Origin of the sequence: Rhodococcus coprophilus NBRC 100603, assembly GCF_001895045.1 — a bacterium.
Taxonomy (GTDB): Bacteria; Actinomycetota; Actinomycetes; order Mycobacteriales; family Mycobacteriaceae; genus Rhodococcus; species Rhodococcus coprophilus.
Window position 1 is genome coordinate 186,859 of record NZ_BDAM01000001.1, and the last position, 22,001, is coordinate 208,859.

20 protein-coding genes and 1 pseudogene are annotated in these 22,001 nt (G+C 68.4%); 11 read left to right on the top strand and 10 right to left on the bottom strand.

Annotated elements, in window-relative coordinates:
- Positions 1 to 132: 132 nt before the first annotated feature.
- Positions 133 to 624 carry an MTB12 C-terminal domain-containing protein gene (locus RDCOP1_RS00805; protein ID WP_072698187.1) on the top strand — a complete coding sequence of 164 codons (492 nt, stop codon included), beginning with the start codon at positions 133 to 135 and terminating at the stop codon, positions 622 to 624.
- A 39-nt stretch (positions 625 to 663) separates the two neighbouring features.
- Here the strand turns inward: RDCOP1_RS00805 and RDCOP1_RS00810 are convergent, their stop codons facing one another.
- Entirely contained in the window at positions 664 to 1,515 is an 852-nt protein-coding gene (locus RDCOP1_RS00810; protein ID WP_072698793.1) for a tRNA (adenine-N1)-methyltransferase, read from the bottom strand.
- A gap of 277 nt (positions 1,516 to 1,792) precedes the next feature.
- Between RDCOP1_RS00810 and RDCOP1_RS00815 the strand changes: the two genes are divergently transcribed.
- Positions 1,793 to 2,620 carry a thioesterase family protein gene (locus tag RDCOP1_RS00815; protein ID WP_231922940.1) on the top strand — a complete coding sequence of 276 codons (828 nt, stop codon included), beginning with the start codon at positions 1,793 to 1,795 and terminating at the stop codon, positions 2,618 to 2,620.
- Positions 2,621 to 2,684: 64 nt separating this feature from the next.
- Here RDCOP1_RS00815 and hisG read toward each other — a convergent pair whose 3' ends face one another.
- The 6 genes from hisG to metH form a co-directional block, all read right to left on the bottom strand.
- On the bottom strand, positions 2,685 to 3,548 hold the full coding sequence (hisG, locus tag RDCOP1_RS00820) for an ATP phosphoribosyltransferase (protein ID WP_072698188.1): 864 nt from the start codon (positions 3,546 to 3,548) through the stop codon (positions 2,685 to 2,687).
- 87 nt (positions 3,549 to 3,635) lie between these two features.
- The gene (locus tag RDCOP1_RS00825; RefSeq protein WP_174555748.1) at positions 3,636 to 3,917 is read right to left on the bottom strand and encodes a phosphoribosyl-ATP diphosphatase; all 282 of its coding nucleotides are present in this window, start codon (positions 3,915 to 3,917) and stop codon (positions 3,636 to 3,638) included.
- Between the two features lie 50 nt (positions 3,918 to 3,967).
- Entirely contained in the window at positions 3,968 to 4,855 is an 888-nt protein-coding gene (locus RDCOP1_RS00830) for a pseudouridine synthase (protein WP_072698190.1), read from the bottom strand.
- A gap of 1 nt (position 4,856) precedes the next feature.
- Positions 4,857 to 5,717, bottom strand: coding sequence for an oxygen-dependent tRNA uridine(34) hydroxylase TrhO (gene trhO, locus RDCOP1_RS00835; protein WP_072698191.1), 861 nt, complete (start codon positions 5,715 to 5,717; stop codon positions 4,857 to 4,859).
- Position 5,718: 1 nt separating this feature from the next.
- Positions 5,719 to 6,435 carry an HAD family hydrolase gene (locus tag RDCOP1_RS00840; RefSeq protein WP_072698192.1) on the bottom strand — a complete coding sequence of 239 codons (717 nt, stop codon included), beginning with the start codon at positions 6,433 to 6,435 and terminating at the stop codon, positions 5,719 to 5,721.
- Positions 6,428 to 9,997: a methionine synthase gene (metH, locus tag RDCOP1_RS00845; protein WP_072698193.1), complete on the bottom strand. Its 3,570-nt coding sequence runs from the start codon at positions 9,995 to 9,997 to the stop codon at positions 6,428 to 6,430. The genes RDCOP1_RS00840 and metH overlap by 8 nt, the downstream gene beginning before the upstream one ends.
- Before the next feature lie 51 nt (positions 9,998 to 10,048).
- On the opposite strand from metH, the gene RDCOP1_RS21655 reads away from it, so the two are divergent.
- The 5 genes and pseudogenes from RDCOP1_RS21655 (at position 10,049) to RDCOP1_RS22055 (ending at position 15,506) form a co-directional block, all read left to right on the top strand.
- Positions 10,049 to 10,948, top strand: coding sequence for a PAC2 family protein (locus tag RDCOP1_RS21655; RefSeq protein ID WP_072698194.1), 900 nt, complete (start codon positions 10,049 to 10,051; stop codon positions 10,946 to 10,948).
- Positions 10,945 to 12,117: an MFS transporter gene (locus tag RDCOP1_RS00855; RefSeq protein ID WP_072698195.1), complete on the top strand. Its 1,173-nt coding sequence runs from the start codon at positions 10,945 to 10,947 to the stop codon at positions 12,115 to 12,117. The genes RDCOP1_RS21655 and RDCOP1_RS00855 overlap by 4 nt, the downstream gene beginning before the upstream one ends.
- A 56-nt stretch (positions 12,118 to 12,173) precedes the next feature.
- A complete protein-coding gene (gene nirB / locus RDCOP1_RS00860; protein WP_072698196.1) occupies positions 12,174 to 14,684 on the top strand; it encodes a nitrite reductase large subunit NirB in 2,511 nt (836 codons plus the stop codon).
- On the top strand, positions 14,681 to 15,022 hold the full coding sequence (gene nirD / locus RDCOP1_RS00865; protein WP_072698197.1) for a nitrite reductase small subunit NirD: 342 nt from the start codon (positions 14,681 to 14,683) through the stop codon (positions 15,020 to 15,022). The genes nirB and nirD overlap by 4 nt, the downstream gene beginning before the upstream one ends.
- 17 nt (positions 15,023 to 15,039) lie before the next feature.
- Positions 15,040 to 15,506: pseudogene (locus RDCOP1_RS22055) on the top strand (Rv1443c family protein).
- A 364-nt stretch (positions 15,507 to 15,870) separates the two neighbouring features.
- On the opposite strand, the gene RDCOP1_RS00870 reads toward RDCOP1_RS22055, so the two are convergent.
- Positions 15,871 to 16,509, bottom strand: coding sequence for a LysE family transporter (locus RDCOP1_RS00870; protein ID WP_072698198.1), 639 nt, complete (start codon positions 16,507 to 16,509; stop codon positions 15,871 to 15,873).
- 68 nt (positions 16,510 to 16,577) lie between these two features.
- Here RDCOP1_RS00870 and RDCOP1_RS00875 point away from each other — a divergent pair, with 68 nt between their 5' ends.
- Positions 16,578 to 17,003, top strand: a complete 426-nt coding sequence (locus RDCOP1_RS00875) for an Lrp/AsnC family transcriptional regulator (protein ID WP_072698199.1) — start codon at positions 16,578 to 16,580, stop codon at positions 17,001 to 17,003.
- A gap of 236 nt (positions 17,004 to 17,239) precedes the next feature.
- On the opposite strand, the gene RDCOP1_RS00880 is transcribed toward RDCOP1_RS00875, so the two are convergent.
- The gene (locus tag RDCOP1_RS00880) at positions 17,240 to 18,313 is read right to left on the bottom strand and encodes an AraC family transcriptional regulator (protein WP_072698200.1); all 1,074 of its coding nucleotides are present in this window, start codon (positions 18,311 to 18,313) and stop codon (positions 17,240 to 17,242) included.
- A 126-nt stretch (positions 18,314 to 18,439) separates the two neighbouring features.
- Here RDCOP1_RS00880 and RDCOP1_RS00885 point away from each other — a divergent pair, with 126 nt between their 5' ends.
- Positions 18,440 to 19,339, top strand: coding sequence for an SDR family oxidoreductase (locus RDCOP1_RS00885; protein ID WP_072698201.1), 900 nt, complete (start codon positions 18,440 to 18,442; stop codon positions 19,337 to 19,339).
- A gap of 24 nt (positions 19,340 to 19,363) precedes the next feature.
- On the opposite strand, the gene RDCOP1_RS00890 is transcribed toward RDCOP1_RS00885, so the two are convergent.
- Positions 19,364 to 19,825 (bottom strand): 6,7-dimethyl-8-ribityllumazine synthase, encoded by a 462-nt coding sequence (locus RDCOP1_RS00890; protein ID WP_072698202.1) that lies wholly within the window; start codon positions 19,823 to 19,825, stop codon positions 19,364 to 19,366.
- A gap of 113 nt (positions 19,826 to 19,938) precedes the next feature.
- Between RDCOP1_RS00890 and RDCOP1_RS00895 the strand changes: the two genes are divergently transcribed.
- Both RDCOP1_RS00895 and otsB read left to right on the top strand, forming a co-directional pair.
- A complete protein-coding gene (locus tag RDCOP1_RS00895; protein ID WP_174555756.1) occupies positions 19,939 to 21,021 on the top strand; it encodes a helix-turn-helix domain-containing protein in 1,083 nt (360 codons plus the stop codon).
- A 142-nt stretch (positions 21,022 to 21,163) separates the two neighbouring features.
- On the top strand, positions 21,164 to 21,979 hold the full coding sequence (gene otsB / locus RDCOP1_RS00900; RefSeq protein WP_072698796.1) for a trehalose-phosphatase: 816 nt from the start codon (positions 21,164 to 21,166) through the stop codon (positions 21,977 to 21,979).
- Positions 21,980 to 22,001 lie beyond the last annotated feature (22 nt).

The window sequence follows — 22,001 nt, forward strand, 5'->3', positions numbered from 1 at the left end:
CGACGACACGAAATGGTCGGGTACCGAACAGGTGTCGGTTGTCTCACCACGCCCCCGTGGCGATACCCCACGGACCACTCTTAGGCTAACCTAACTAACTGTTCGTCCCATTGTCCCGAAAGGACCCGACCCGTGACCACCCGTACCCTGTGGGCCGCCGTTGCCGTGGCCGCCCTGGCCCTGCTGCCCGCCTGCTCCGACGCCGTATCGGACTCCGACACCACCCCCGCCGACGCGGCGAGCACCATCAGCACCACCACCACCGCGACCGCGACCACCGGCACCCCGCCGGTCGACGCCGCGGCCCTGCAGGAGTCGGTGGACGTGTTCTTCGATCCCGCCGCCACCTCCGAGGACCGCGCAGCGGTCGTCGAGGACGGCACCGAGCACCTCCCCGAACTCGAGCAGTTCACCGGCGTGCTCGCCGGCTACCCGCTGACCGGCACCGTCGGCGAGGTCACCACCGTCGACGACGACACCGTCACCGCCACCACCGAGGTGGCCGGACCGCACGGTGGCGCCCCGATGCCCCTGCAGTTCAGCCGCACCGACGACGGCCGCTGGGTCCTCGACGACGACGCCGCTTGCTCCATCCTCGAGATGGGCCGCATCACCTGCAGCTGACCGGTCTCGTCGATTCGGCCGCCCCCGGATGTCGCAGGGTCAGCCCTTGCCGGCCCGGCGCTGCGGCTTCGGGGTGACGGTGCCCGCGGCGAGCTTGCGTGCCGACACCAGGAACGCGGTGTGTCCCTGCATCCGGTGCTCCGGCCGCACCGCCAGCCCCACCACATGCCAGCCGCGCACGATCGACTCCCACGATCGGGGTTCGGTCCAGCACGTCTGCTCCCGCATCGCCTCGACCACCTTCGACAACTGCGTCACGGTCGCCACGTACACGATCAACACCCCGCCGGGCACCAGCGCATTCGCCACCGCCGGCAGCGCATCCCACGGCGCGAGCATGTCCAGCACCACCCGGTCTACCGGACCGTGCGCCTCGAGGTCGTAGTCGGCGACATCGCCGATCGTCAGGTCCCAGTTCGCGGGCCGATCACCGAAGAAGGTCTCCACGTTGCGCACCGCGTGTACCGCATGGTCCTCGCGCACCTCGTACGAGATCACCTTGCCCTCCGGGCCGACCGCCCGCAGCAGCGAACACGTCAGGGCCCCGGACCCGGCGCCCGCCTCGAGCACCCGCGCACCGGGGAACACGTCGCCTTCGTGCACGATCTGCGCCGCGTCCTTCGGGTAGATGACCTGTGCGCCGCGCGGCATCGACAGCACGTAGTCGACCAGCAGCGGCCGCAACGCCAGGTACGGGGTGCCGTTGGTCGAGGTCACCACCGAACCCTCGTCCGCGCCGATCAGTGCGTCGTGCACGATCCCGCCGCGATGGGTGTGGAACTCCTTGCCTTCTTCGAGCACCACGGTGTACTTCCGGCCCTTGGCGTCGGTCAACTGCACCCGGTCCCCCACCTGGAAGGGTCCGCTGCGCCCGAGTCCGCCTTCTGCCATCACCGTGTCCACCTTCGTCCGTTCACCGCGCCGGCCTCGGCGCGCAGGTCCCGCATCGTGCCGGTCCCGACTCTCTAGCGTGCCAGGTCGGGCCCGGAGACCGACGATGCCCCCCACCGACCGAGTCCCCCATCACCGCCCGCACCCCGGACTCCGGGGTCGTGTCGGGGGACGCCCCACCGCGCGGCGTCCGGCACCCGGACTGCCATCATCGGGATCGGCGCCCGGGCTCCGTACCGGGCGCCGTGCCGTCCCGTCTTCACAAGGAGTCCCCGCAGTGAGCGCCGCGTACTACCTGCCCGTTCCCGTCCCGCACGATCCCGGGGCCGACCCCACCGTGAGCATCGAACGGTTCCGGCCCACCGAACACACCGTCAGCACCTGGGGCCCGGATCTGCAGCACGGAGCACCGCCGTCCGCTCTGCTCGCGCGCGCACTTGAACGGCATCGTCCCCGCCCCGACACGCGGCTGACCCGCATCACCGTCGACCTGCTCGGTCCGGTTCCGCTCAGCGACCTCGAGGTCCGCACCCGGATCGAGCGGCCCGGCCGCAAGATCGAACTGCTCGTCGCCGAACTGTGGGCGACCACCGCCGACGGCACCGCTCGCGCCGTCGCCCGGGGCACCGGCTGGCGGCTCGAGACCGTCGACCTGCCCGACGTGGCCCGCACCTCGGAGCCGCCGCTGCCGCCGGTCCACACCGTGCCGTCGGGCTCGATCGGGCACCCGGCGTGGTCGGGCGGATACATTTCCACCCTCGAGTGGCGGGTCGTCACCGAATTCGGGGTGCCGGGCCCCTCCGCGGCGTGGGTCTGTGCCGCGCTGCCGCTGGTGGACGGCGAAACCCCGACCGGGCTGGACCGGCTGATGACCGTCGCCGACGTCGCCAACGGTGTCGGCTCCAAGCTCGACCCCACCGAATGGCTGTTCCTCAACACCGAACTGACCGTGCACCTGTTCCGCGCACCGGAGCCCACCTGGGTCGGGATTTCCGCCGAGACCTCCGTCGGCCCGGACGGGGTCGGGATGACCGCCGGGGTGCTCTACGACGACGCCGGTGCGCTCGGCCGCATCGCCCAGAACGTGCAGGTGCGGCCCCGCTGACCGCGGGACCGCACCTGGGACGAAAGACGCGGGATGTGCCCGCCGGTAGTTCTCTTCCGGAGAGCTATTCGGCGGCGCGCATCGCGCGGCAGGACCGGATGTTCGACGCGAGGATGGCGCGCGCCCCGATCTCGGCGAGACGGTCCATCACCGCATTGTGATCCTTGCGGGGCACCATGGCCCGCACCGCGACCGACGAGTCGTTCGCCAGCGGGGAGATCGTCGGCGACTCGAGCCCCGGCGTGACCTGCACTGCCTGCTCGAGCAGGTGCTTCGGGCAGTCGTAGTCGAGCATCACGTACTGCTGCGCGAAGACCACGCCTTCGAGCCGGGCGATGAGCTGGTTGCGGGCCCGGTCGCCGCGATCGGAACCTTCCCGCTCGATGAGCACACCCTCCGAATCGCACAGCGACTCACCGAACGCCACCAGATCGTGCTGCCGCAGCGTGCGTCCCGACCCGACCACGTCGGCGATGGCATCGGCGACCCCCAGCTGGATGGAGATCTCCACTGCCCCGTCGAGCCGGATCACGGTCGCGTCGAGGCCGCGGGCCTCGAGGTCGCGGCGGACCAGGTTCGGGTACGACGTGGCGATGCGCAGCCCGTGCAGGTCCTCGACCGTCCAGTCGCGGCCCTTGGGGGCGGCGTACCGGAAGGAGGATCGCCCGAAGCCCAGGGAGAGCCGTTCGGCGACGGGCGCACCCGAATCGAGTGCCAGATCACGCCCGGTGATCCCCAGATCGAGCTCGCCCGACCCGACGTAGATCGCGATGTCCTTGGGACGGAGGAAGAAGAACTCGACGTCGTTGACGGGATCGATGACCGTCAGGTCCCGCGAATCGGTGCGGCGCCGGTATCCGGCTTCCTGCAGGATCTCGGCGGCAGACTCGGACAACGAGCCCTTGTTGGGAACTGCGACGCGCAGCATGACAGACGTCCTTTCGGGAAGGGAGGGAAGAATCGGAGGGTCCACGGGCACGGACGGCAGCTACCCCCGGGCGGGGGCCGCCGGCCGTCACAGATGCTTGTAGACGTCCTCGAGCTTCAGACCGCGCCCCACCATCAGAACCTGCACCCAGTACAGCAACTGTGAGATCTCCTCGGAGAGCTCCTCGTCGGATTGGTACTCGGCGGCGATCCACACCTCGCCGGCCTCCTCGATCACCTTCTTGCCCTGCGCGTGGACACCGGCGTCCAGGGCGGCGACGGTGCCGGACCCTTCGGGACGGGTCACAGCACGTTCGGACAGCTCGGCGAACAGGGAATCGAAGGTCTTCACAGGGGATGATTGTTTCATGCCGCGCCGGTGGTCCCGAATTCAGGACACCACCGCACCCGGCGCGCCGCTCACCAGGCGAGCGTGCGGCCGCTCACGAACCGGTGCGTGGCCCCACTGACCGGGTCCGGGAACTCGAGCGCGCGCGCCAGCAACCGCAGCGGCTCGGTGAAGTCCTCCGGGTCGCGGCGCCGGAACACCGGGTAGAAGTTGTCCCCCACGATCGGGATTCCCAGCGCCGTCAGGTGCAGCCGCAACTGGTGGGTGCGTCCCGTGAGCGGGTGCAGCCGGTACCGGGCGCGGTCGCCGCGGCGCTCGACCAACTCGATGCGGGTCTCGGAGTTGGGTGCGGTGAAGCTCTGCACCGCGGTGAGCTCGCCGTGCTGTTTGTCGATGCGGGTGCGCACCACTCGCGGAAACTCGAGGTCCGGCCGGAACCCCGCGACCGCCTCGTATTCCTTGGTCACCCTCTGCCGCTCGAACAGTTCCTGATAGGGCCGCCGCCACCGCGGGTCGGTGGTGCACAGCAGCACCCCCGCGGTCATCCGGTCCAGCCGGTGCACCGGCACCAGATGCGGCAGCGCCAGCTCCCGCCGCAGCCGCACCACCACCGTTTCCCGGATGTGTGCGCCCCGCGGGATCGTCGCCAGGAAATGCGGCTTGTCCACCACCACCAGCCGCTCGTCGCGGTGCAGCACCTCCACCGGGAACGGCACCGGCACCTCCGGCGGTGGATCGCGGTAGAAGTACACGAACCGCGTCGGCTGATAGCGGGTCTCGGCGTCCACGCGCCGACCGTGCTCGTCGACGAGCTCACCGGCGCTCATGTGGGCGTGCCAGTCCTCGTCCGGATGCCGGGACTGCAAGAACTCCACGACGGTCGCGGCGTCCGCGTCGGCGGGCATGCGCAACCGGTCCGGGCCGAGCCCGTCCCGCACCGGCAACGGTGCTCCCCGCACGTCAGGACCCGACAGGATCCGGCACGCACCCCTCGCACACCAACGTCAGGTCGCGGCCGTCGAGGTCGGGATGATTGCGGTACCGCGAGGTCGGGGTGCCGCACTCGGTGCACCGGCCCAACACTGTTGCCGCCGGGCTGAATTCGACGTTCATCCGGCCGTCGAACACATACAGCGACCCTTCCCACAAACCGTCGTCGCCGAAAGTCTCGCCGTAGCGCACGATCCCACCGTCGAGTTGATAGACCTCCTCGAACCCGCGGTTGCGCATCAACGCCGACAACACCTCGCAGCGCACCCCACCGGTGCAGTAGGTCACCACCGGCCGCGACTTGAGATGGTCGTAGCGGCCGCTGTCGAGTTCGGCGACGAAATCACGGGTGGTCTCCACGTCGGGCACCACCGCATCCCGGAACCGGCCGATCTCCGCCTCGAACCGGTTACGGCCGTCGAAGAACACCACCTCGTCGCCGCGCTCGGACACCAGTTCGTGCACGGCGCGCGGCGACAACGGGGTTCCGCCGCCGATCACCCCGTGGTCGTCGACCTTCACCTCGCCGGGCACCCCGAACGTGACGATCTCCGGCCGCACCTTCACCGACAGACGCGGGAAGTCGTTCCCGGTGCCGTCGGACCATTTGACGTCGATGCTCTTGAACGCGGCGTAGCCGCGCAACCCGCGCACATACTTCTTCACCGCCGCGATGTCCCCGCCGACGGTGCCGTTGATGCCGTGCTCGGAAATCAGGATCCGGCCGGTCAGCCCCAGCGACGAGGCGAGGGTGTGCTGCCACAACCGGATCGCCTCCGGATCGGGCAGCGGCGTGAACGCATAGAACAACACGATCTTGGGCACGGCCATGTCAGGGTCTCCCCGATCCGTGCAACTCCCGCAGATCCGCGACTGTCAGGCCCTCGAGCGTGGACCGGAACACCCGGCGCGGCGACCCGGGCACCTCCACCAGCGACGGCACCACCAGCACCGCGCAGCCCGCGGCCTCCGCGGACGCCGCGCCGGTCGGCGAATCCTCGATCGCCAGACACTGCGCCGGATCGACGCCGAGCAGTTCCGCGGCCCGCCGGTACGGCGCCGGATCGGGTTTCCCAGCCGGGACCTCGTCGCCGCACACGGTGTGGTCGAACCGGTCCCGGCCGAGCGTCTCGAGCGCGACCTCGCACAACCGGCGTCCGGTGTTGGTCACCAACGCCTGCCCCAGGCCTTCCCGGCGCACCGCGTCGAGCGCCGCCTGCGCGCCCGGCCGCCACCGCAGACCCTGCGCGAACAGCCCGGCCATGTAGGCGTTGAGCCAGTCTTCGGCGGCGGTCTGCTCGTCGGGGGTCGGGTCGAGACCGAGGCCGTGAAACGCCCGCCACACCGACAGGTCGAGCGGTCCGCCGATCGTCGCGCGGCGGGTCTCCTCACTCATGGGACCCCCGAGATGCAGCGACAACTCCCGCATCCCGATGTCCCACAACTGCTCCGATTCGAGCAGAGTGCCGTCCATGTCCCACAGCACTGCCTGCAAGCGGGCAGACCCGACCAGCGGTGCAGTGCAACGGGTTTCGAGCTGATCAGACATTGAAGTACTTGGCCTCCGGATGGTGCAGCACGAACGCGTCGGTGGACTGCTCGGGATGCAACTGCAATTCCTCCGACAACTCCACGCCGATACGTTCGGGCTCGAGCAACTCGACGAGCTTGATGCGATCCTCGAGATTCGGGCACGCGCCGTACCCGAACGCGAACCGGGCCCCGCGATACGCGAGCTTGAAGTATTCGGCGATCTCGTCGGGATCCTCGTCGGCGGCCGTCCCGCCACCGGCGAACGCCAACTCCTGCCGGATCCGGCGATGCCAGTACTCCGCCAGCGCCTCGGTCAGTTGCACGCCGATACCGTGCACCTCCAGATAGTCGCGGTAGGCGTCCGCCGCGAACAACTCGTTCGCGAAATCGGCGATCGGCTGACCCATCGTGACCAGCTGGAACGGCCACACATCGACCTGCCCCGACGCGAGCGCATCCTCCCGCGACCGCACGAAGTCGGCGATGCACAGGAACCGGGAGCGCTGCTGCCGAGGGAACGTGAACCGGAACCGCTCCGGCGCATCCGGGCGCGGCTCGGTGAGCACCACCACGTCGTCGCCCTCGGAGACCGCCGGGAAGTAGCCGTACACCACCGCGGCGTGCTGCAAGATCCCCTCGGTCGCCAACCGGTCCAGCCAGTACCGCAGCCGCGGCCGGCCCTCGGTCTCCACCAGTTCCTCGTAGCTCGGGCCGTCGCCGCCGCGCTGACCCCGCAGCCCCCACTGCCCGAGGAACAACGCCCGCTCGTCGATCAGCGACGCGTAGTCGGCCAGCGGGATGCCCTTGACCACCCGAGTCCCCCAGAACGGCGGGGTCGGCACCGGAAGATCGGCCGCGACGTCGCTGCGCGCGGGCACCACCACCGGTGCCTCCGCCGCTTTGCGCTTCTCCGCGATCCGCTTGCTGCGCTCGTGCCGTTCCTTGCGCTCGGCGGCCTTGCGGGCAGCTTCCAGTGCCTCCGGGCTGTCCGGCGCCGGGGCCTCGCCCCGCTTGACGGCCATCACCTTGTCCATCAACGACAAGCCCTCGAACGCATCGCGCGCGTACGACACCTGGCCGTCGTAGACCGCCGCGAGATCGTTCTCGACATAGCTGCGGGTCAGCGCCGCCCCGCCGAGCATCACCGGGAACTGCTCGGCGACCCCGCGGGCGTTGAGTTCCTCGAGGTTCTCCTTCATCACCACGGTGGACTTCACCAGCAGACCCGACATGCCGATCACATCGGCGCGCTTGTCGACCGCCGCATCGAGAATCGTCGCGATGGGCTGCTTGATACCGAGGTTGACCACCTCGTAGCCGTTGTTCGACAGGATGATGTCGACGAGGTTCTTCCCGATGTCGTGAACATCGCCCTTGACGGTCGCGAGCACGATCCGGCCCTTACCGTCCGCGCCGGTCGACTCCATGTGCGGTTCGAGGAATGCCACAGCCGTCTTCATCACCTCGGCGGACTGCAGCACGAACGGCAACTGCATCTGCCCCGACCCGAACAGCTCCCCGACCGTCTTCATCCCCGACAGCAACGTGTCGTTGATGATCGTGAGCGGCGGGGTGGTGGTCATCGCCTCGGTCAGATCGTCCTCGAGACCGTTACGTTCGCCGTCGACGATGCGGCGCTCGAGCCGCTCGAACAGTGGCAGCGCCGCCAGTTCCTGCGCCCGCGACTCCCGCGCCGACGCCGCCGACACACCTTCGAACAACTCCATCAGCTTCTGCAGCGGGTCGTAGCCGTCGCGCCGCCGGTCGTACACCAGATCCAGCGCGACCTGCCGCTGCTCCTCGGGGATCCGCGCCATCGGCAGGATCTTCGACGCATGCACGATCGCGGTATCCAGACCGGCCTCGGTGCACTCGTGCAGGAACACCGAGTTGAGCACCTGCCGGGCCGCCGGATTCAAACCGAACGACACATTCGAGATGCCGAGCGTGAAGTGGATTTCGGGGTGTCGCCGGTGCAGTTCGCGGATCGCGTCGATCGTCTCGATCGCGTCGCGGCGCACTTCCTCCTGCCCCGTCGAGATCGGGAACGTCAGCGCGTCGACGATGATGTCCTCCGGCGCGAGCCCCCAGTTCTCCGTCAGGTCGGTGATCAGACGCTCCGCGATCCGCACCTTGTGCTCCGCGGTACGGGCCTGACCTTCCTCGTCGATCGTCAACGCCACCACGGCCGCGCCGTGGGTCACCACCAGCTCCATGATGCGCTGGAACCGCGACCCGGGGCCGTCCCCGTCCTCGTAGTTCACCGAGTTCACCGCGCACCGGCCACCGAGATGCTCGAGACCCGCCTGGATCACGGCCGGTTCCGTCGAGTCGATCATGATCGGCAGTGTCGACGCGGTCGCGAACCGGGAGGCCAGCTCGGCCATGTCCGCGGCGCCGTCACGTCCCACGTAGTCGACGTTCAGATCCAGCATGTGCGCGCCGTCGCGGATCTGATCCTTCGCGATATCCAGGCATTTCTGCCAGTCCGCGGCGAGCATCGCCTCCCGGAACGCTTTCGATCCGTTCGTGTTGGTGCGCTCCCCGACCATCAGGATCGACGCGTCCTGCTCGAACGGCACCGCCGTGTACAGCGACGACACGCCGGGCTCCGGCACCGGTGTACGCGTCGCCGGTGCGACCTCGCGCACCGCCGCGGCGACCTGCCGCACATGCTCGGGAGTCGTACCGCAGCACCCGCCGACGAACGCCAGCCCGTACTCGGAGACGAACCCGGCCAGCGCCGCCGCCAGCTCCTCCGGACCGAGCGGATACTCCGCACCGTTGGGGCCCAGCACCGGCAGCCCCGCATTCGGCATCACCGACACCGGAATCCGCGCGTGCTGCGACAGGTAACGCAGGTGCTCGCTCATCTCCGCCGGGCCGGTCGCGCAATTGAGGCCGATCAGATCGATCCCCAGCGGCTCGAGCGCCGTCAGCGCCGCACCGATCTCCGAACCGAGCAGCATCGTGCCCGTGGTCTCGACCGTGACGTGGGTCACGATCGGCAGCCGGCGTCCCGCCTGCTCCATCGCGAGCTGACTGCCCACGATCGCGGCCTTGGCCTGCAACAGGTCCTGGCACGTCTCCACCAGGATCGCATCCGCGCCACCGTCGATCATGCCCAGCGCCGCCTCCGCGTAGGCATCCCGCAACACCGCGTAGGGCGCATGCCCCAGGCTCGGCAGCTTGGTACCCGGTCCCATCGACCCGATCACCATCCGCGGCATGCCGTCTGCGCTCGGGCCCATCTCGTCGGCCACCTCACGAGCCAGGCGAGCGCCCCGTTCGGACAGGTCACGAATACGGTCGGCGATGTCGTAGTCGGCGAGATTGGGCAGGTTGCAGCCGAAGGTGTTCGTCGAGACCACATCTGCGCCGGCCTCGAAGTACGCCCGATGGATCCCACGGATCACATCCGGCCGAGACTCGTTGAGAATCTCGTTGCACCCCTCCAAGCCGCGGAAATCGTCGAGCGAGAGATCCGCAGCCTGCAACATCGTGCCCATCGCCCCGTCGCCGATGACAACGCGCCGCTTGAGCGCATCGAGCAAGACAGAGTGCAATGGGGTGGACATACCCACCAGACTAGTGGGCGGACGAACCGACCCGGGTCGTAGGCTGGACGAGTGAGTGCACACGAGAATTCCGACGCCCCGGACCAGGACGTACCCGTCCTCCGCGATCCGGTGCTCGTTGCCGCGTTCGAGGGCTGGAACGACGCCGGCGACGCCGCCAGCGGAGCCGTCGAACACCTCGAACTCATCTGGGACGCCGAACCCTTCGCCGAACTGGACTCCGAGGATTACTACGACTACCAGGTCAACCGCCCTCAGGTCCGGCTCGTCGACGGTGTCAGCCGCGAACTGGACTGGCCCGCCACCCGCCTGTCCGTCTGCGCGCTGCCCGGCAGCGAGCGTGACATCGTGCTGCTGCGCGGCATCGAACCCAACATGCGCTGGCGCAGCTTTTGCGACGCCATCATCGAACTGATCGACGACATCGGCGTGCACACCGTCATCCTGCTCGGCGCGCTGCTCGCCGACACCCCGCACACCCGGCCCGTGCCGGTGACCGGCACCGCCTACAGCGCGGAAGCTGCCAAACGATTCAACCTGGAGAAGTCCCGCTACGAAGGACCCACCGGGATCACCGGCGTCCTCCAGGACGCCTGCGTGCGCGCCGGTATCCCCGCCGTGTCCTTCTGGGCCGCCGTCCCCCACTACGTCTCGCACCCACCCAACCCCAAGGCCACCGTCGAACTGCTCCGCCGTCTCGAGGACATCCTCGACGTCGAAGTCCCCCTCGGTGAACTGCCCGTGCTCGCCGAGGAATGGGAACAGGCCGTCACCGAGATGACCGACGACGACGAAGACGTCGCCGATTACGTCCGCGGCCTCGAAGAGCGCGGCGACGCCGAAGCCGAATCCGACATCACCGACGACATCTCCAACATCGACGGCGACGCCATCGCCGCCGAATTCGAGCGGTACCTGCGCCGACGCGGTCCCGGCGGACTCGCCCAGTGAGCGCGCTGCGCGCGGCACTCCCGCGCGCGGCGCTCTACACCGGAGGTTTCCTCGGCCCGTTCGGCGGGAGCGTCGTCGTCTCGATGCTCCCCGAGATGGGTGAGGATCTCGGAGTCACGGCCGCCACCGCGGCCACCTCCGTGACCGCCTACCTGGGCGTCTTCGCCGCCGTCATGCTCTTTTCCGGCACCCTCGGAGCCCGTTGGGGGCAGGCCCGCACCGTGCGCTTCGCCTACCTCGCCTACGCCACTGTCTCCCTCGCTGCCGCGCTTGCACCCACCCTGACCGTGCTGCTCGGTGCCCGCATGCTGCAAGGCGCCGCCAATGCGTTCACCACACCACTGCTGCTCGCGGCCCTGGCGGCGCTGACCCCGAAGGACCGGCTCGGCCGCGCCCTCGGGCTCTTCGGCGCGCTGCAGGCCGCCGGACTGACCTTCGCGCCCCTCGTCGGCGGGATCGCCGCCGAAATCGACTGGCGATGGGCGTTCGTCGTCCTCGCCGCCGCCGCGCTCGCACTCGCCTGCGTCGGCCTGCCCGACACCCCCGAAAGCGACGCCGACTCGCCCGCCGGGCGCGCGCGGCTGCGTGACGCGCTGCGCCCCCGCATCGTCCGCATCGGCATCGTCGCGCTCCTCGGGTGGGGCGCCATCGGCGGCATCAACTTCCTGCTCGCCTTCCGCGCCGAGGACGTCTTCGATCTCGATCCCTCGCAGCGCGGCGCCCTGCTCACCCTCCTCGGGCTCGCCGGCATCCTCACCGCCCGCCGCGTCGGCATCCTCGTCGACCGGATCGGTGCGCGGCGCACCGTCCTGATCGGTGCGCTCAGCGGCGCGGCCCTCGTGGTGACCATCGGCACGGTGACGAACCTGGCGGTCGTCGCGGTCGCCTGGTTCCTGGCGGGGATCGCCTCGCAGTGCGTGCTCGTCGGCGTCAATGCCGCCGTCCTGGGCGACCCGGGGCCCAACCGCGGGGGTGCGGTGTCGGTAGTGCAGGCCTTCCGCTTCGGCGGGGGCGCCTTCGCTCCGCTCGCCCTCACCCCGGTGTACTCGGCGGATCCGACCGCGGCGTTCCTCGTCCCCGCGGCGCTGCTCGCCGTCGTCACCCCGCTCGCGATCCCCGCACCACCCCGACCTGACAGTCCCGGCAAGGACGGGGTGAGGTCTTCCTGATCGGCATGTAACGCCCCGGCAGTCGCTCCGTCACCGGCACGGCCGACCCTCGACTCATGACATCGATCCCGCTCCCACAGGAGACCCCGCGCCGGCGGCTGCTCGTCGTGGGGAACGGTATGGCAGGCGCTCGCACCGTCGAGGAGATCCTCGCGCGCGGTGGAGCGGACCTCTTCGACATCACCATGATCGGCGACGAACCGTACGGCAACTACAACCGGATCATGCTCTCGCACGTGCTGTCCGGGGAAGCGACCGTCGACGACGACGATCTCGTGCTCAACCCCATGAGCTGGTACCGGGACCACGGCATCACCCTCTACGCGGGCGACCGCGCGGTCCGTCTCGACCGGTTCGCGAAGACCGTCACCTGCGAATCCGGCCGGGTGGTGGACTACGACCTGCTCGTCGTCGCCACCGGGTCGTCGACCTTCTTTCCCAACATGGACGGGCTGCGCGAGAAGGACGGCCGACTCGGGCGCGGCGTCTTCGGGTTCCGCACCCTCGCCGACACCAACGGCATGCTGCAGATGGCGGAATCGCGCGACGGCGTGTCCGCCGTGGTCGTCGGCGGGGGCCTGCTCGGTCTCGAAGCCGCATACGGACTGCGTACCCAAGGGCTGGACGTGACGGTCGTGCACTCCCCCGGGCATCTGATGAACCAGCAGCTCGACGAACGCGGCGGCCGGGTCCTGCGCACCGAGATCGAAAAACTCGGCGTCACCGTCCACACGGGTACCCGCACGGTCGGCATCGAGCGCGACGATCACGGTGACGTGGCCGGCGTGAGGTTCGCCGACGGCACCGTCGTCCCTACCGACATGGTGGTCGTCGCGGCGGGTATCCGTCCCAACACCGAATTCGCGCGTACCGGTGGCCTTCTCGTCGAGCGGGGACTTGTCGTCGACGATCAGTTGCGCTGTGAGGACGAATCCAGCGTCTACGCCGTCGGGGAATGCGTGCAGCACCGGGGCGAGGTGTACGGGCTGGTCGCGCCGGTGTGGGAGCAGGCCGTCGTCCTCGCCCGGCATCTCACCGGCACCGACCCGGATGCCGCGTACGAGGGCTCGCGGACCACGACGAAACTCAAGGTCGCCGGCATCGATGTCGCCGCGATGGGCGTGAAGGGGCCGGAACGCGAAGACGACGAGTTCGTGCAGTTCTACGATCCGCGCAGCGGCGTGTACAAGGCCGTCGTCGTCCGCGACGGAAAACTGATCGGTGCCATGCTCCTCGGCGACATCGGCAAGGCGTCGATGCTCGGACAGGCCTTCGCCGGCGCGATCGAGCTCCCCGACGATCGCGCGGCACTGCTCTTCGACATCGGCGAGCCCCAAGGCGCCGACGTCGCAGCCGATCTCCCCGACAGCACCCAGGTGTGCAACTGCAACGGGGTCACCAAGGGCGACATCGTCGCGTGCGTCCACGGCGGTGCGACCAGCCTCGCCGACGTCGCAGCCACCACCCGGGCGGGCAAAGGCTGCGGATCCTGCAAGGCGCTCGTCGGAGACATCGTCGCGTGCGCGGCCGGCGGTGCCCTCGCCGAAGATCCCGCCGCGAACTGGTATGTGCCGTGCATCCCCATGACCAAACCCGACCTGATCGCCGCGATCCGCGAGCACGACCTGCGCGCGGTGTCACAGGTCTTCGCCGAACTCGCTCCCCACGGACGGGAGGACGCAACCGCGAAGATGCCGCTGGCGTCGCTGCTGCGTACCCTGTGGGGTCCCGACTGGGTCGACGAACGCGGCGCACTGTTCATCAACGACCGGGTGCACGCGAACATCCAGCGCGACGGCACGTTCTCCGTCGTTCCCCAGATGAAGGGCGGCGTCACCACGCCCGATCAACTGCGCCGCATCGCCGACGTCGCCGACAAGTATCGCGTTCCGATGGTGAAACTCACCGGCGGGCAGCGCATCGATCTGCTCGGCATCAAGAAGGAGGATCTGCCGAAGGTCTGGGCCGATCTCGACATGCCGTCGGGGTTCGCCTACGGCAAGAGTTTCCGCACCGTGAAAACCTGCGTCGGCAGCGACTTCTGCCGGTTCGGGCTGGGCGATTCGACGAACCTGGGAATCGCACTCGAGGAACGCTTCCAGGGACTCGAGACACCGGCAAAACTCAAACTGGCCGTCGCGGGCTGTCCCCGTAACTGTTCCGAGGCGTTGTGCAAGGACCTCGGGGTGGTCGCCGTCGGCGACGGCCGCTGGGAGATCTACGTCGGGGGCGCTGCCGGTGCCCACATCCGCAAAGGTGACCTGCTCGCGACCGTGGAGTCCGCCGACGAGGTCGTCGCGGTCGCCGGACGGTTCATCCAGTACTACCGCGAGACCGCCCAGTGGCTCGAACGCACCTACGCGTTCGTGCCGCGTATCGGGCTCGACCGACTCCAGGCCCTGCTGCTGCAAGACGAGGAGAACATCGTGTCCGGACTCGACGAACGCCTCGAGGTCGCGGTCGCCGGCTACCGCGACCCGTGGCTCGACCGCTCGGAACCCAAGTCCCCCGCGCAGTTCGCGCCGTCTCTGCCGTTGCTGCCGCTGCCGCAGGTTCCCGTCCGATGACCGCGGTGGAGGACAGCGCGGTCGTCGACCTCGGTGCGGTCTCGGACCTCACCCGCGGCGAAGGCCGTACGTACACGGTCGACGACCGGCAGATCGCCGTGTTCCTGCTGTCCGACGGATCGGTGCGCGCCACCGACGCGGTGTGCCCGCACAAGGGCGGTCCCCTGGCCGACGGGCAGATCGACGACACCGGCGTGGTGTGCCCGCTGCATCAGTACGTCTTCTCGTTCGATACCGGCACGTGCGCCACCAAGGGGATCGGGTCGGTCCGCACATACCCTGTCCAGGTGAGCGAGGGGCGAATCCTGTTGTCACCGTGCGCGACGAGCTTCCGGTAACAACTCTGGCGATGCGCATGCCGCGTTCGGTCCGGGGCCGTTCGATCGACGAGGTGCCGGTCGGCGTGCGACTCGGCCGTGCACCGCTGCTTCTTTTCGGGGTACTGCCGGTCGATTCGACGACCTCACCGTCGCAGCCGTCGACCCCGGTCGCCGGTTCCACGAAAAGTCCAGCATGGTGCTCCTGCGCCGATGGGAGCACGAACGTGAGCTACAACCGCTGCCGTCCGGCGGAACCCGGATCCACGATCGCCTCACCTTCCAGTTGCGCGCTCCCCTGTCGCGTGTGCCGATAGCCACCGCATTGGCGCACCGCGTGGTCGCGGGACTGTTCGCTCACCGACATCGCAGGCTTGCTCGCTATTTCGGCCGGTTCCCTCGGTTGTTTCGAAACACCGGTTTTGGACACAGGTTTCGGAACATCTTGGTTTTCTCCAACCGACCTCCACGACGGTCCGTCCTGGACCGGTGCCGGTCGAGATGACGCGGTAATTTGCGGGACCTCGCACGATTGTCGTGTTCGTCCCCGAGGAGAGACGCTCACCCGCAGGGCGGCCACCGCGCCGCCTGCGTGCCGACATCGGCGCGTTGCGTCCGAGGTGAGCGCGTACCGAGTACCCCACTCGAGCAGTGACATGGTCGACCAGCGTCGCTCGCGCACACACCCGTCCCAGACTTCGCATCGTGATCGGACCAGCAGCGAGCCGGATTTCGGTGTTCGGCGTTCCCGTCCGGGGCGTCTCGCATTGTGCATGCTCTTGTGATGATCGTGATGCGTGTGGGGGGCTGGATCTTGATGGCCGCTGTCGCTGTGTTCGTGAGAATCGTGGTCCGGGCCTCGGCGATGCCTATGCAAGTGCGGCCGCGCCATTGATCAAGACCACGGCGCCCAGGCCGACGATGAGTAACGAAGCGATGACACCGATGGCGCGGACAGCATTCGGGCTCACCGACGCACCGACGTACGAACCGACCCCGGCGAGAAGGAGCTGCCAGGCGAGCGAGGAGGCACCGACCGTCGCGGCGAAGACGACTGGCCCGACCCATGAGCCACCGGCGGTGGTCACTGCGCCGGAAAGGGCGACGAAGTAGACCAGAGTGATCGGGTTGACGGCGGTGAGTCCGGCAAACCGGCCGAACGCTATGCGCGCCGTGACTCGCTCCACGTCACCAGCCCTACGTGCACTCTGTTCGTGACCCTGACGCAGTTGCACTATGCCGATGGCGATGATCACCACTCCCGAGGCAAGCACGAACGTTCCGCGGTGACCATCGATTACTCGAGCGAAGGTCGCGCCGGTCAGCGTCGCGATGACGCAATAGATCAGGTCTACCGTTGCTGTTCCGGCGGCGGCAGCGGCCGCCACTCGGAAGCCGTGCAGTAGCCCCTCGCGCAACAGCAGCGCCGCGATTGCACCCAGTGGCATCGCCACGCCAAGTCCGGCAGCGACCCCTGCCGCGACCGGGGTCCAGATCTCATCCAGCATTGGCCCAGTGTGTGGATCGTTTTCGGACGCCACCGACAGATTCACTGCAATCGAGCTAATCTGCGCGCATGGATCAGATAGACGAACAGATTTTCGGAGAACTCCGCGAAAATGCCCGTCGTTCGTTCAGCGAGCTGGGGCGTTTGGTCGGACTGAGTACAAGCGCGACGGCAGCTCGGGTGCGGAGGATGGAAACCGAAGGGGTCATCCTCGGCTACACCGTTCTCGCCGGCCAAGACGCCCCCGGTCCTCGCGGCGGCCTCGAGGTCTTCATCGACGTCCGCCTCGACACCGAGACCGACTACGACACGTTCACCGCGCGAATCGAGACAGTCCACCAGGTCGTTGAGGCAATCCATATGACAGGGCCTTATGACTATCTTCTGCGCGCATATGTCCCCGACACTCGTGCGCTGGACCTGTTGCTACGCCGACTGAAATCGGAGTGCGGTGCGGCGCAGACACAGACTCGGGTGGCACTGCGCGCCCTTTGATCGTTCCTGCCAAGAACAGAGGTCACCTACACTCTCGACTACGAAGAGCCCCGGAATCACTCCCCCGCATGCTGCGATGCACTGCTCGATCGTCGAGACCGGCTGGGAGCCGGCTCGATCAGCTGTCGGCCGGCGTTCGTTCGGTTACCTCGGTGGCTCGCCACCTGGCCGCGCCCGCCATCTGGGAACTGCACGATGTGAGATCCATTGAACGGGCAATGACGATTGTTCTGTTATTACTGAATTCCGTCCGGTCCAGAATACTGTCCAGGGCTTCGTCTACTGCTGCCTCTTCCTGCCCCGCGCGCTCCCCTGGCTCGCCGGCCCGGAGTCGTTCCCGTCCATCTGGTGAAAGCTACCGTGAAGCTCGATGCATCGGAATAGCCCAAGCGGTGCGCTACCCGCTCGACCGAGAGGCCCGCATCGAGAAGCTCTTCGGCCACCGCGCTGTACGTCTCCGCCACCACCTCTCGGTACGACGTTCCTTCCTCGCCGAGTCTCCGCCGCAGCGTCCGCACACTCAGCCCCAACTCCCCCGCCACGCGCTCTTGCGACGCCCCCGACGACGCGGCACGAAGCAGGATCTCACGGACCCGGAATGCGGTCCCACTGCGGAACCGGCGCCGCTGAAGAAGTTCCGCGCATTCTTCGAGCAGCAACGCCGACGCAGCCGCGCTGGCAGTCGGCATCGGACGTTCCACAGCCGCCGCGTCCACCACGACCGTGTGCGGCCCGGACACGGACACCACCTCGTAACCGTGTTCGCGCACCATCGGTGCGATGCGGCCGAACAGCGACTCGTCGACTTCGATCCGGCGCACCTCGACCGGGCTGCCCCACAGGGCCGTCCAGTGCGCCAGGATTCCGGACAGGTCCCGCTCGAGCAGGAATCCCCGCACGTCGAGCGGAACGTCACGGTCGTCGAGCGAGAACCGCACCTCGTCGTCTGCGTAGGCCAACGTCGCGCGGGAGAACGCGTACGACAGGTCGAAGTAGCGCGTACCCACCTCGATTCCCTCCCGCACCGTCGCGCAGCTCATCAGGGCGTATCCGTAGATCCCGTGTACCGCCGCCTGATAGGAAGCGCCGAGAGCGAAACCGCAGCCCGGCGCGTCGTTCAGCGCTTCCACGAGATTGCGGATCAGGACCAGTTCCTGCTCGTCGGTGATCTCGCTTCTGGGGTCGGAGAGTTCCTCTGCTGGCACTCCGGTGCCGCGCAGGACCGACTCGGTCTCGAGACCGCATTCGCGGGCGAAGTCCACCAGTAGCCGCGCACTGGTTGCGGCCCGGCGAGGGACCAAGATCGTCACGGGTGCCAATCTTCGGCCACGTGGCCGAAATTCACAAGAAACAGCCGGTTTGGGCATGGTTCACCGGCACCGAGCTTTCTAGCGTGAGCACAACGCATCAATCCGCTCGAGAGCAAGGATGGCAACATGACCCGAGGTCTACAGGGCAAGCGCGTCGCAATCACCGGTGGCGCACGCGGAATCGGCCGCTCCACCGCGGAGGCGCTTCTCCGCGCCGGTGCCCAGGTCGTCATCGGTGACATCGACACCGCCCTGGTCGAGAAGACGGCCGCCGAGCTGACTGCGCGATCCGGATCGACCGTTCTCGGGCTGCCGCTCGACGTGACCGACCGCGGCTCGTTCGAACAGTTCCTCGATCTCGCCGCGATCGAACTCGGCGGACTCGACGTCCTGGTCAACAACGCCGGCATCATGCCCACCGGGCGGTTTCTCGACGAGACGGACGCGGTGACCGATCGTCAGATCGACATCAACGTGCGCGGCGTGATCATCGGGTCCAAACTGGCGGCCGCGCGCTTCACCGAGCAGGGGCACGGTCACATCGTCAACCTCGGGTCCGTCGTCGGTGTCGAGGGCGCACCCGGGATCGCCGTGTACTCGGCCACCAAGCACGCGGTGATCGGCCTGGGCTCGGTGCTGCGGCAGGAACTCGCGGGCTCCGGTGTGACGGTCTCGACCATCGCTCCGGGATTCGTCCGCACCGAACTGATTGCGGGCATCAAGCCCAACGCGCTTATCCAGCGCGTCGGGATGGTCGGCCCCGAGGACGTCGCGCAAGCGATCACCGCGGTGATCGGCTCGGGACGGCCGGGTCTTCGTTTTGTGCCCCGCACCGCCGGGGCCATCATCGCAGTGTTGCGTCTGATGCCCGAGGCAGCCCGCCACCGGGTCTCCGGAATCTTCGGACTGCAGTCCGTGGTTCTCGAGTCGGACGAGACCGCACGGGCCGCCTACCGGAATCGCACCGAGTCCTCCCCCGCACCCGCACCCGTGACGGACGACGAGTCGCGCCGCCAGATGAGCTGATCGCGAGGCGTTGCCGGCCGCGAGTCAGTTCGCGGTCGGCAACGCGCGCAGCGACGTCACGGTGGAGTCGAGCGCCCGCGCTGCTTCGGCGCCCTTCGTCACGAAGTGCCGGGTGTAGTACGCCACGTGCTCGTCGTGCTCGTGGAAGTGGTGGGGAGTGAGCACCACGGAGAACACCGGGACGTCGGTGTCGAGCTGGACGCGCATCAAACCGTCGATGACCGCGGTTGCAACGAAGTCGTGCCGATAGATGCCGCCGTCGACCACGAGCCCTGCGGCCACGATCCCGGCATACCGGCCGGTGCGGGCGAGGCGGGCCGCGTGCAGCGGAATCTCGAATGCTCCGGGCACTTCGAAGAAGTCGACGGCGTCTGCAGACCATCCGAGCGAGGTGATCTCGTCGGTGAACCCGGCCTTCGCCTGGTCGACGATGTTGCGATGCCATGTGGCCTGGATGAACGCGATCCGGCCGACGCTGTCAGTCATGAGAACGACGCTAGCGCATGGATCCTGGGCTTTGTGCGAGGGCACCGCGTTTGCGGTTCTTGTTCCACTCTCGGTAAAAGGGCTTTTCCGTCGGGTACAGAGTGACTAGTGTGGTGGATGTGACACAACAGGACACCCTGGCCGTAGCCGAGAACTCGGCGGGGCCCCGGCCCGAACGCCACATCGACATCTACCGCCGTGCGGCCGCCGGGCTCGAAGCGTGCCTGCCTCTCGGCTGGAGTCTGAGCGCCGATCGGCCCCGCTCCCCCGAAGCACCCAGGCGACTCCTCGTCACCGCACCCGACGGTGAATCGGTGTCGTTCGCCGTCATCCCGTCGCGCGGGGTCCTCAGCGGCGACGTCGCGCGCATCACGGCCGAACTGTCCGAATCGGACCGCGGGTTCGTCTGCGCCCACTACCTGTCCGATCCGGTGCGCCGGCAACTCGACCAGCACGGGATCTCCTATGCGGACGCCACCGGCAACCTCGCGCTCGTGGCGACACGCCCGGCGATCTGGGTGCGCAACCGCGGCGCCGATGCCGATCCGTGGCGCGGTCCGGGCAGGCCTTCCGGTGTGCTCACCGGTGAGCCGTCCGACCGTGTGGTACGCGCCCTGGCGGATCACACCGGTGAGATCACCGTTCCGGAACTGATCAAGCTGTCGGGAGCGTCCACCGGTGCCACCTATCGTGTCGTCGAAGTGCTCGTCGAGCGCGAACTCATCCGGCGTATCCCCCGCGGCGCGATCACCGAGGTGCGGTGGGAACCGATGTTGCGCGCGTGGGCCGCGGATCGAAAAGTCTGCGCCGTGCGCCGTTTCGCCGCGCCGGACGGCGTGGCCGCGATCCGGGAGCGACTCGCCGAGCACATCGACATCCCGTACGCGCTCACCGGTGTCGGAGCGACCGACTACGCACAACCGGCCGTCGTCGAGGTCTACGCCGACGATCCGGACGAGTTCGCGTCGGCTCTCGGGTTACGTCCCGTCGAGCGCGGCGGAGACGTGGTCGTGGCGATCCCCTGGTCCCCCGTCGTGTTCGATCGGATGGACCGGCACGGGGGTTTGCGGCGTGTCGCGCCGTCCCACGTCTACGCCGACCTGCTGTCGGGGCCCTTCCGCAACGCCGACGCGGCGGAACACCTGGTCACGCAGCTGACGGCGGACGACGCGCGGTGGCGGCGCCCGGTCCGCTGACGACGGAAGGTACGTCTTCCATCGCCTCCGGGCGCATGTCCCCGGGGTGTACGGTTTCGGTGTATGTGTTCTCCTCGCGGGCAGGTAGCGCACGGAGTCCGGAACGACCGGTGAGGAACCCGACGGCAGGAGGTCCGGCCACATGGAAACGGCGTCGACCGTGGGCGATCTGGCCCCGGCACTCGGATCGGAAGCACTGCGGCAGCGGCTGGAGGGTCGCCGGCCGGCCGTCTTCCTGGATTACGACGGTGTGCTCACGCCGATCGTTCCTCGCCCCGAGGACGCGGTGTGGTCCGACAGCATGCGCCGCACGGTGATTTCGCTCGCCGAGCGGTGTTCGGTCTGCATCGTCACCGGCCGGGACCGCCAGGTGGTGCAGCAGTTGATGGGTGTCGACTCGCTGACCGTCGCCGGCAGCCACGGATTCGACATCTGGAGTCCCGGTCAGGGGCAGGTCGTGCACGAAGCGCTCACCGACTTCACCGATCTGATCGCGGAGACCACCGCGACGCTGCGGGAGCGACTTCGTGGTCTCGAGGGCGTGACCATCGAAGCCAAGCACGCGTCGGTCGCGGTGCACTACCGGCAGGCCACACCCGAGACCCGCACCCGGGTCGACGAGGTCATCGACGATCTGCGCGACCGCAACCGCGATCGGCTCACGCTGGTCCCTGGAAAGATGGTGTACGAGTTCACCCCGGCGATCGACTGGAACAAGGGCAAGGCCGTACTCCACCTCATCGACGTCCTCGGGCTGACGTCCGACGACATCGTGCCGCTCTACCTGGGCGACGACATCACCGACGAAAGCGCCTTCCGCGCGTTGCGCGGCAAAGGGATCGGCATCCTCGTCGGCCGCCCCGACGACCCGGAGATGGCGGGCCGCACCACCGCGGCCGAGTTCGTGCTCGGTTCCGTGGACGACGTCGAAAGGTTCCTGTCGAACCTGGCCCGCTGATCCGTCGACCACCGCTACTCGC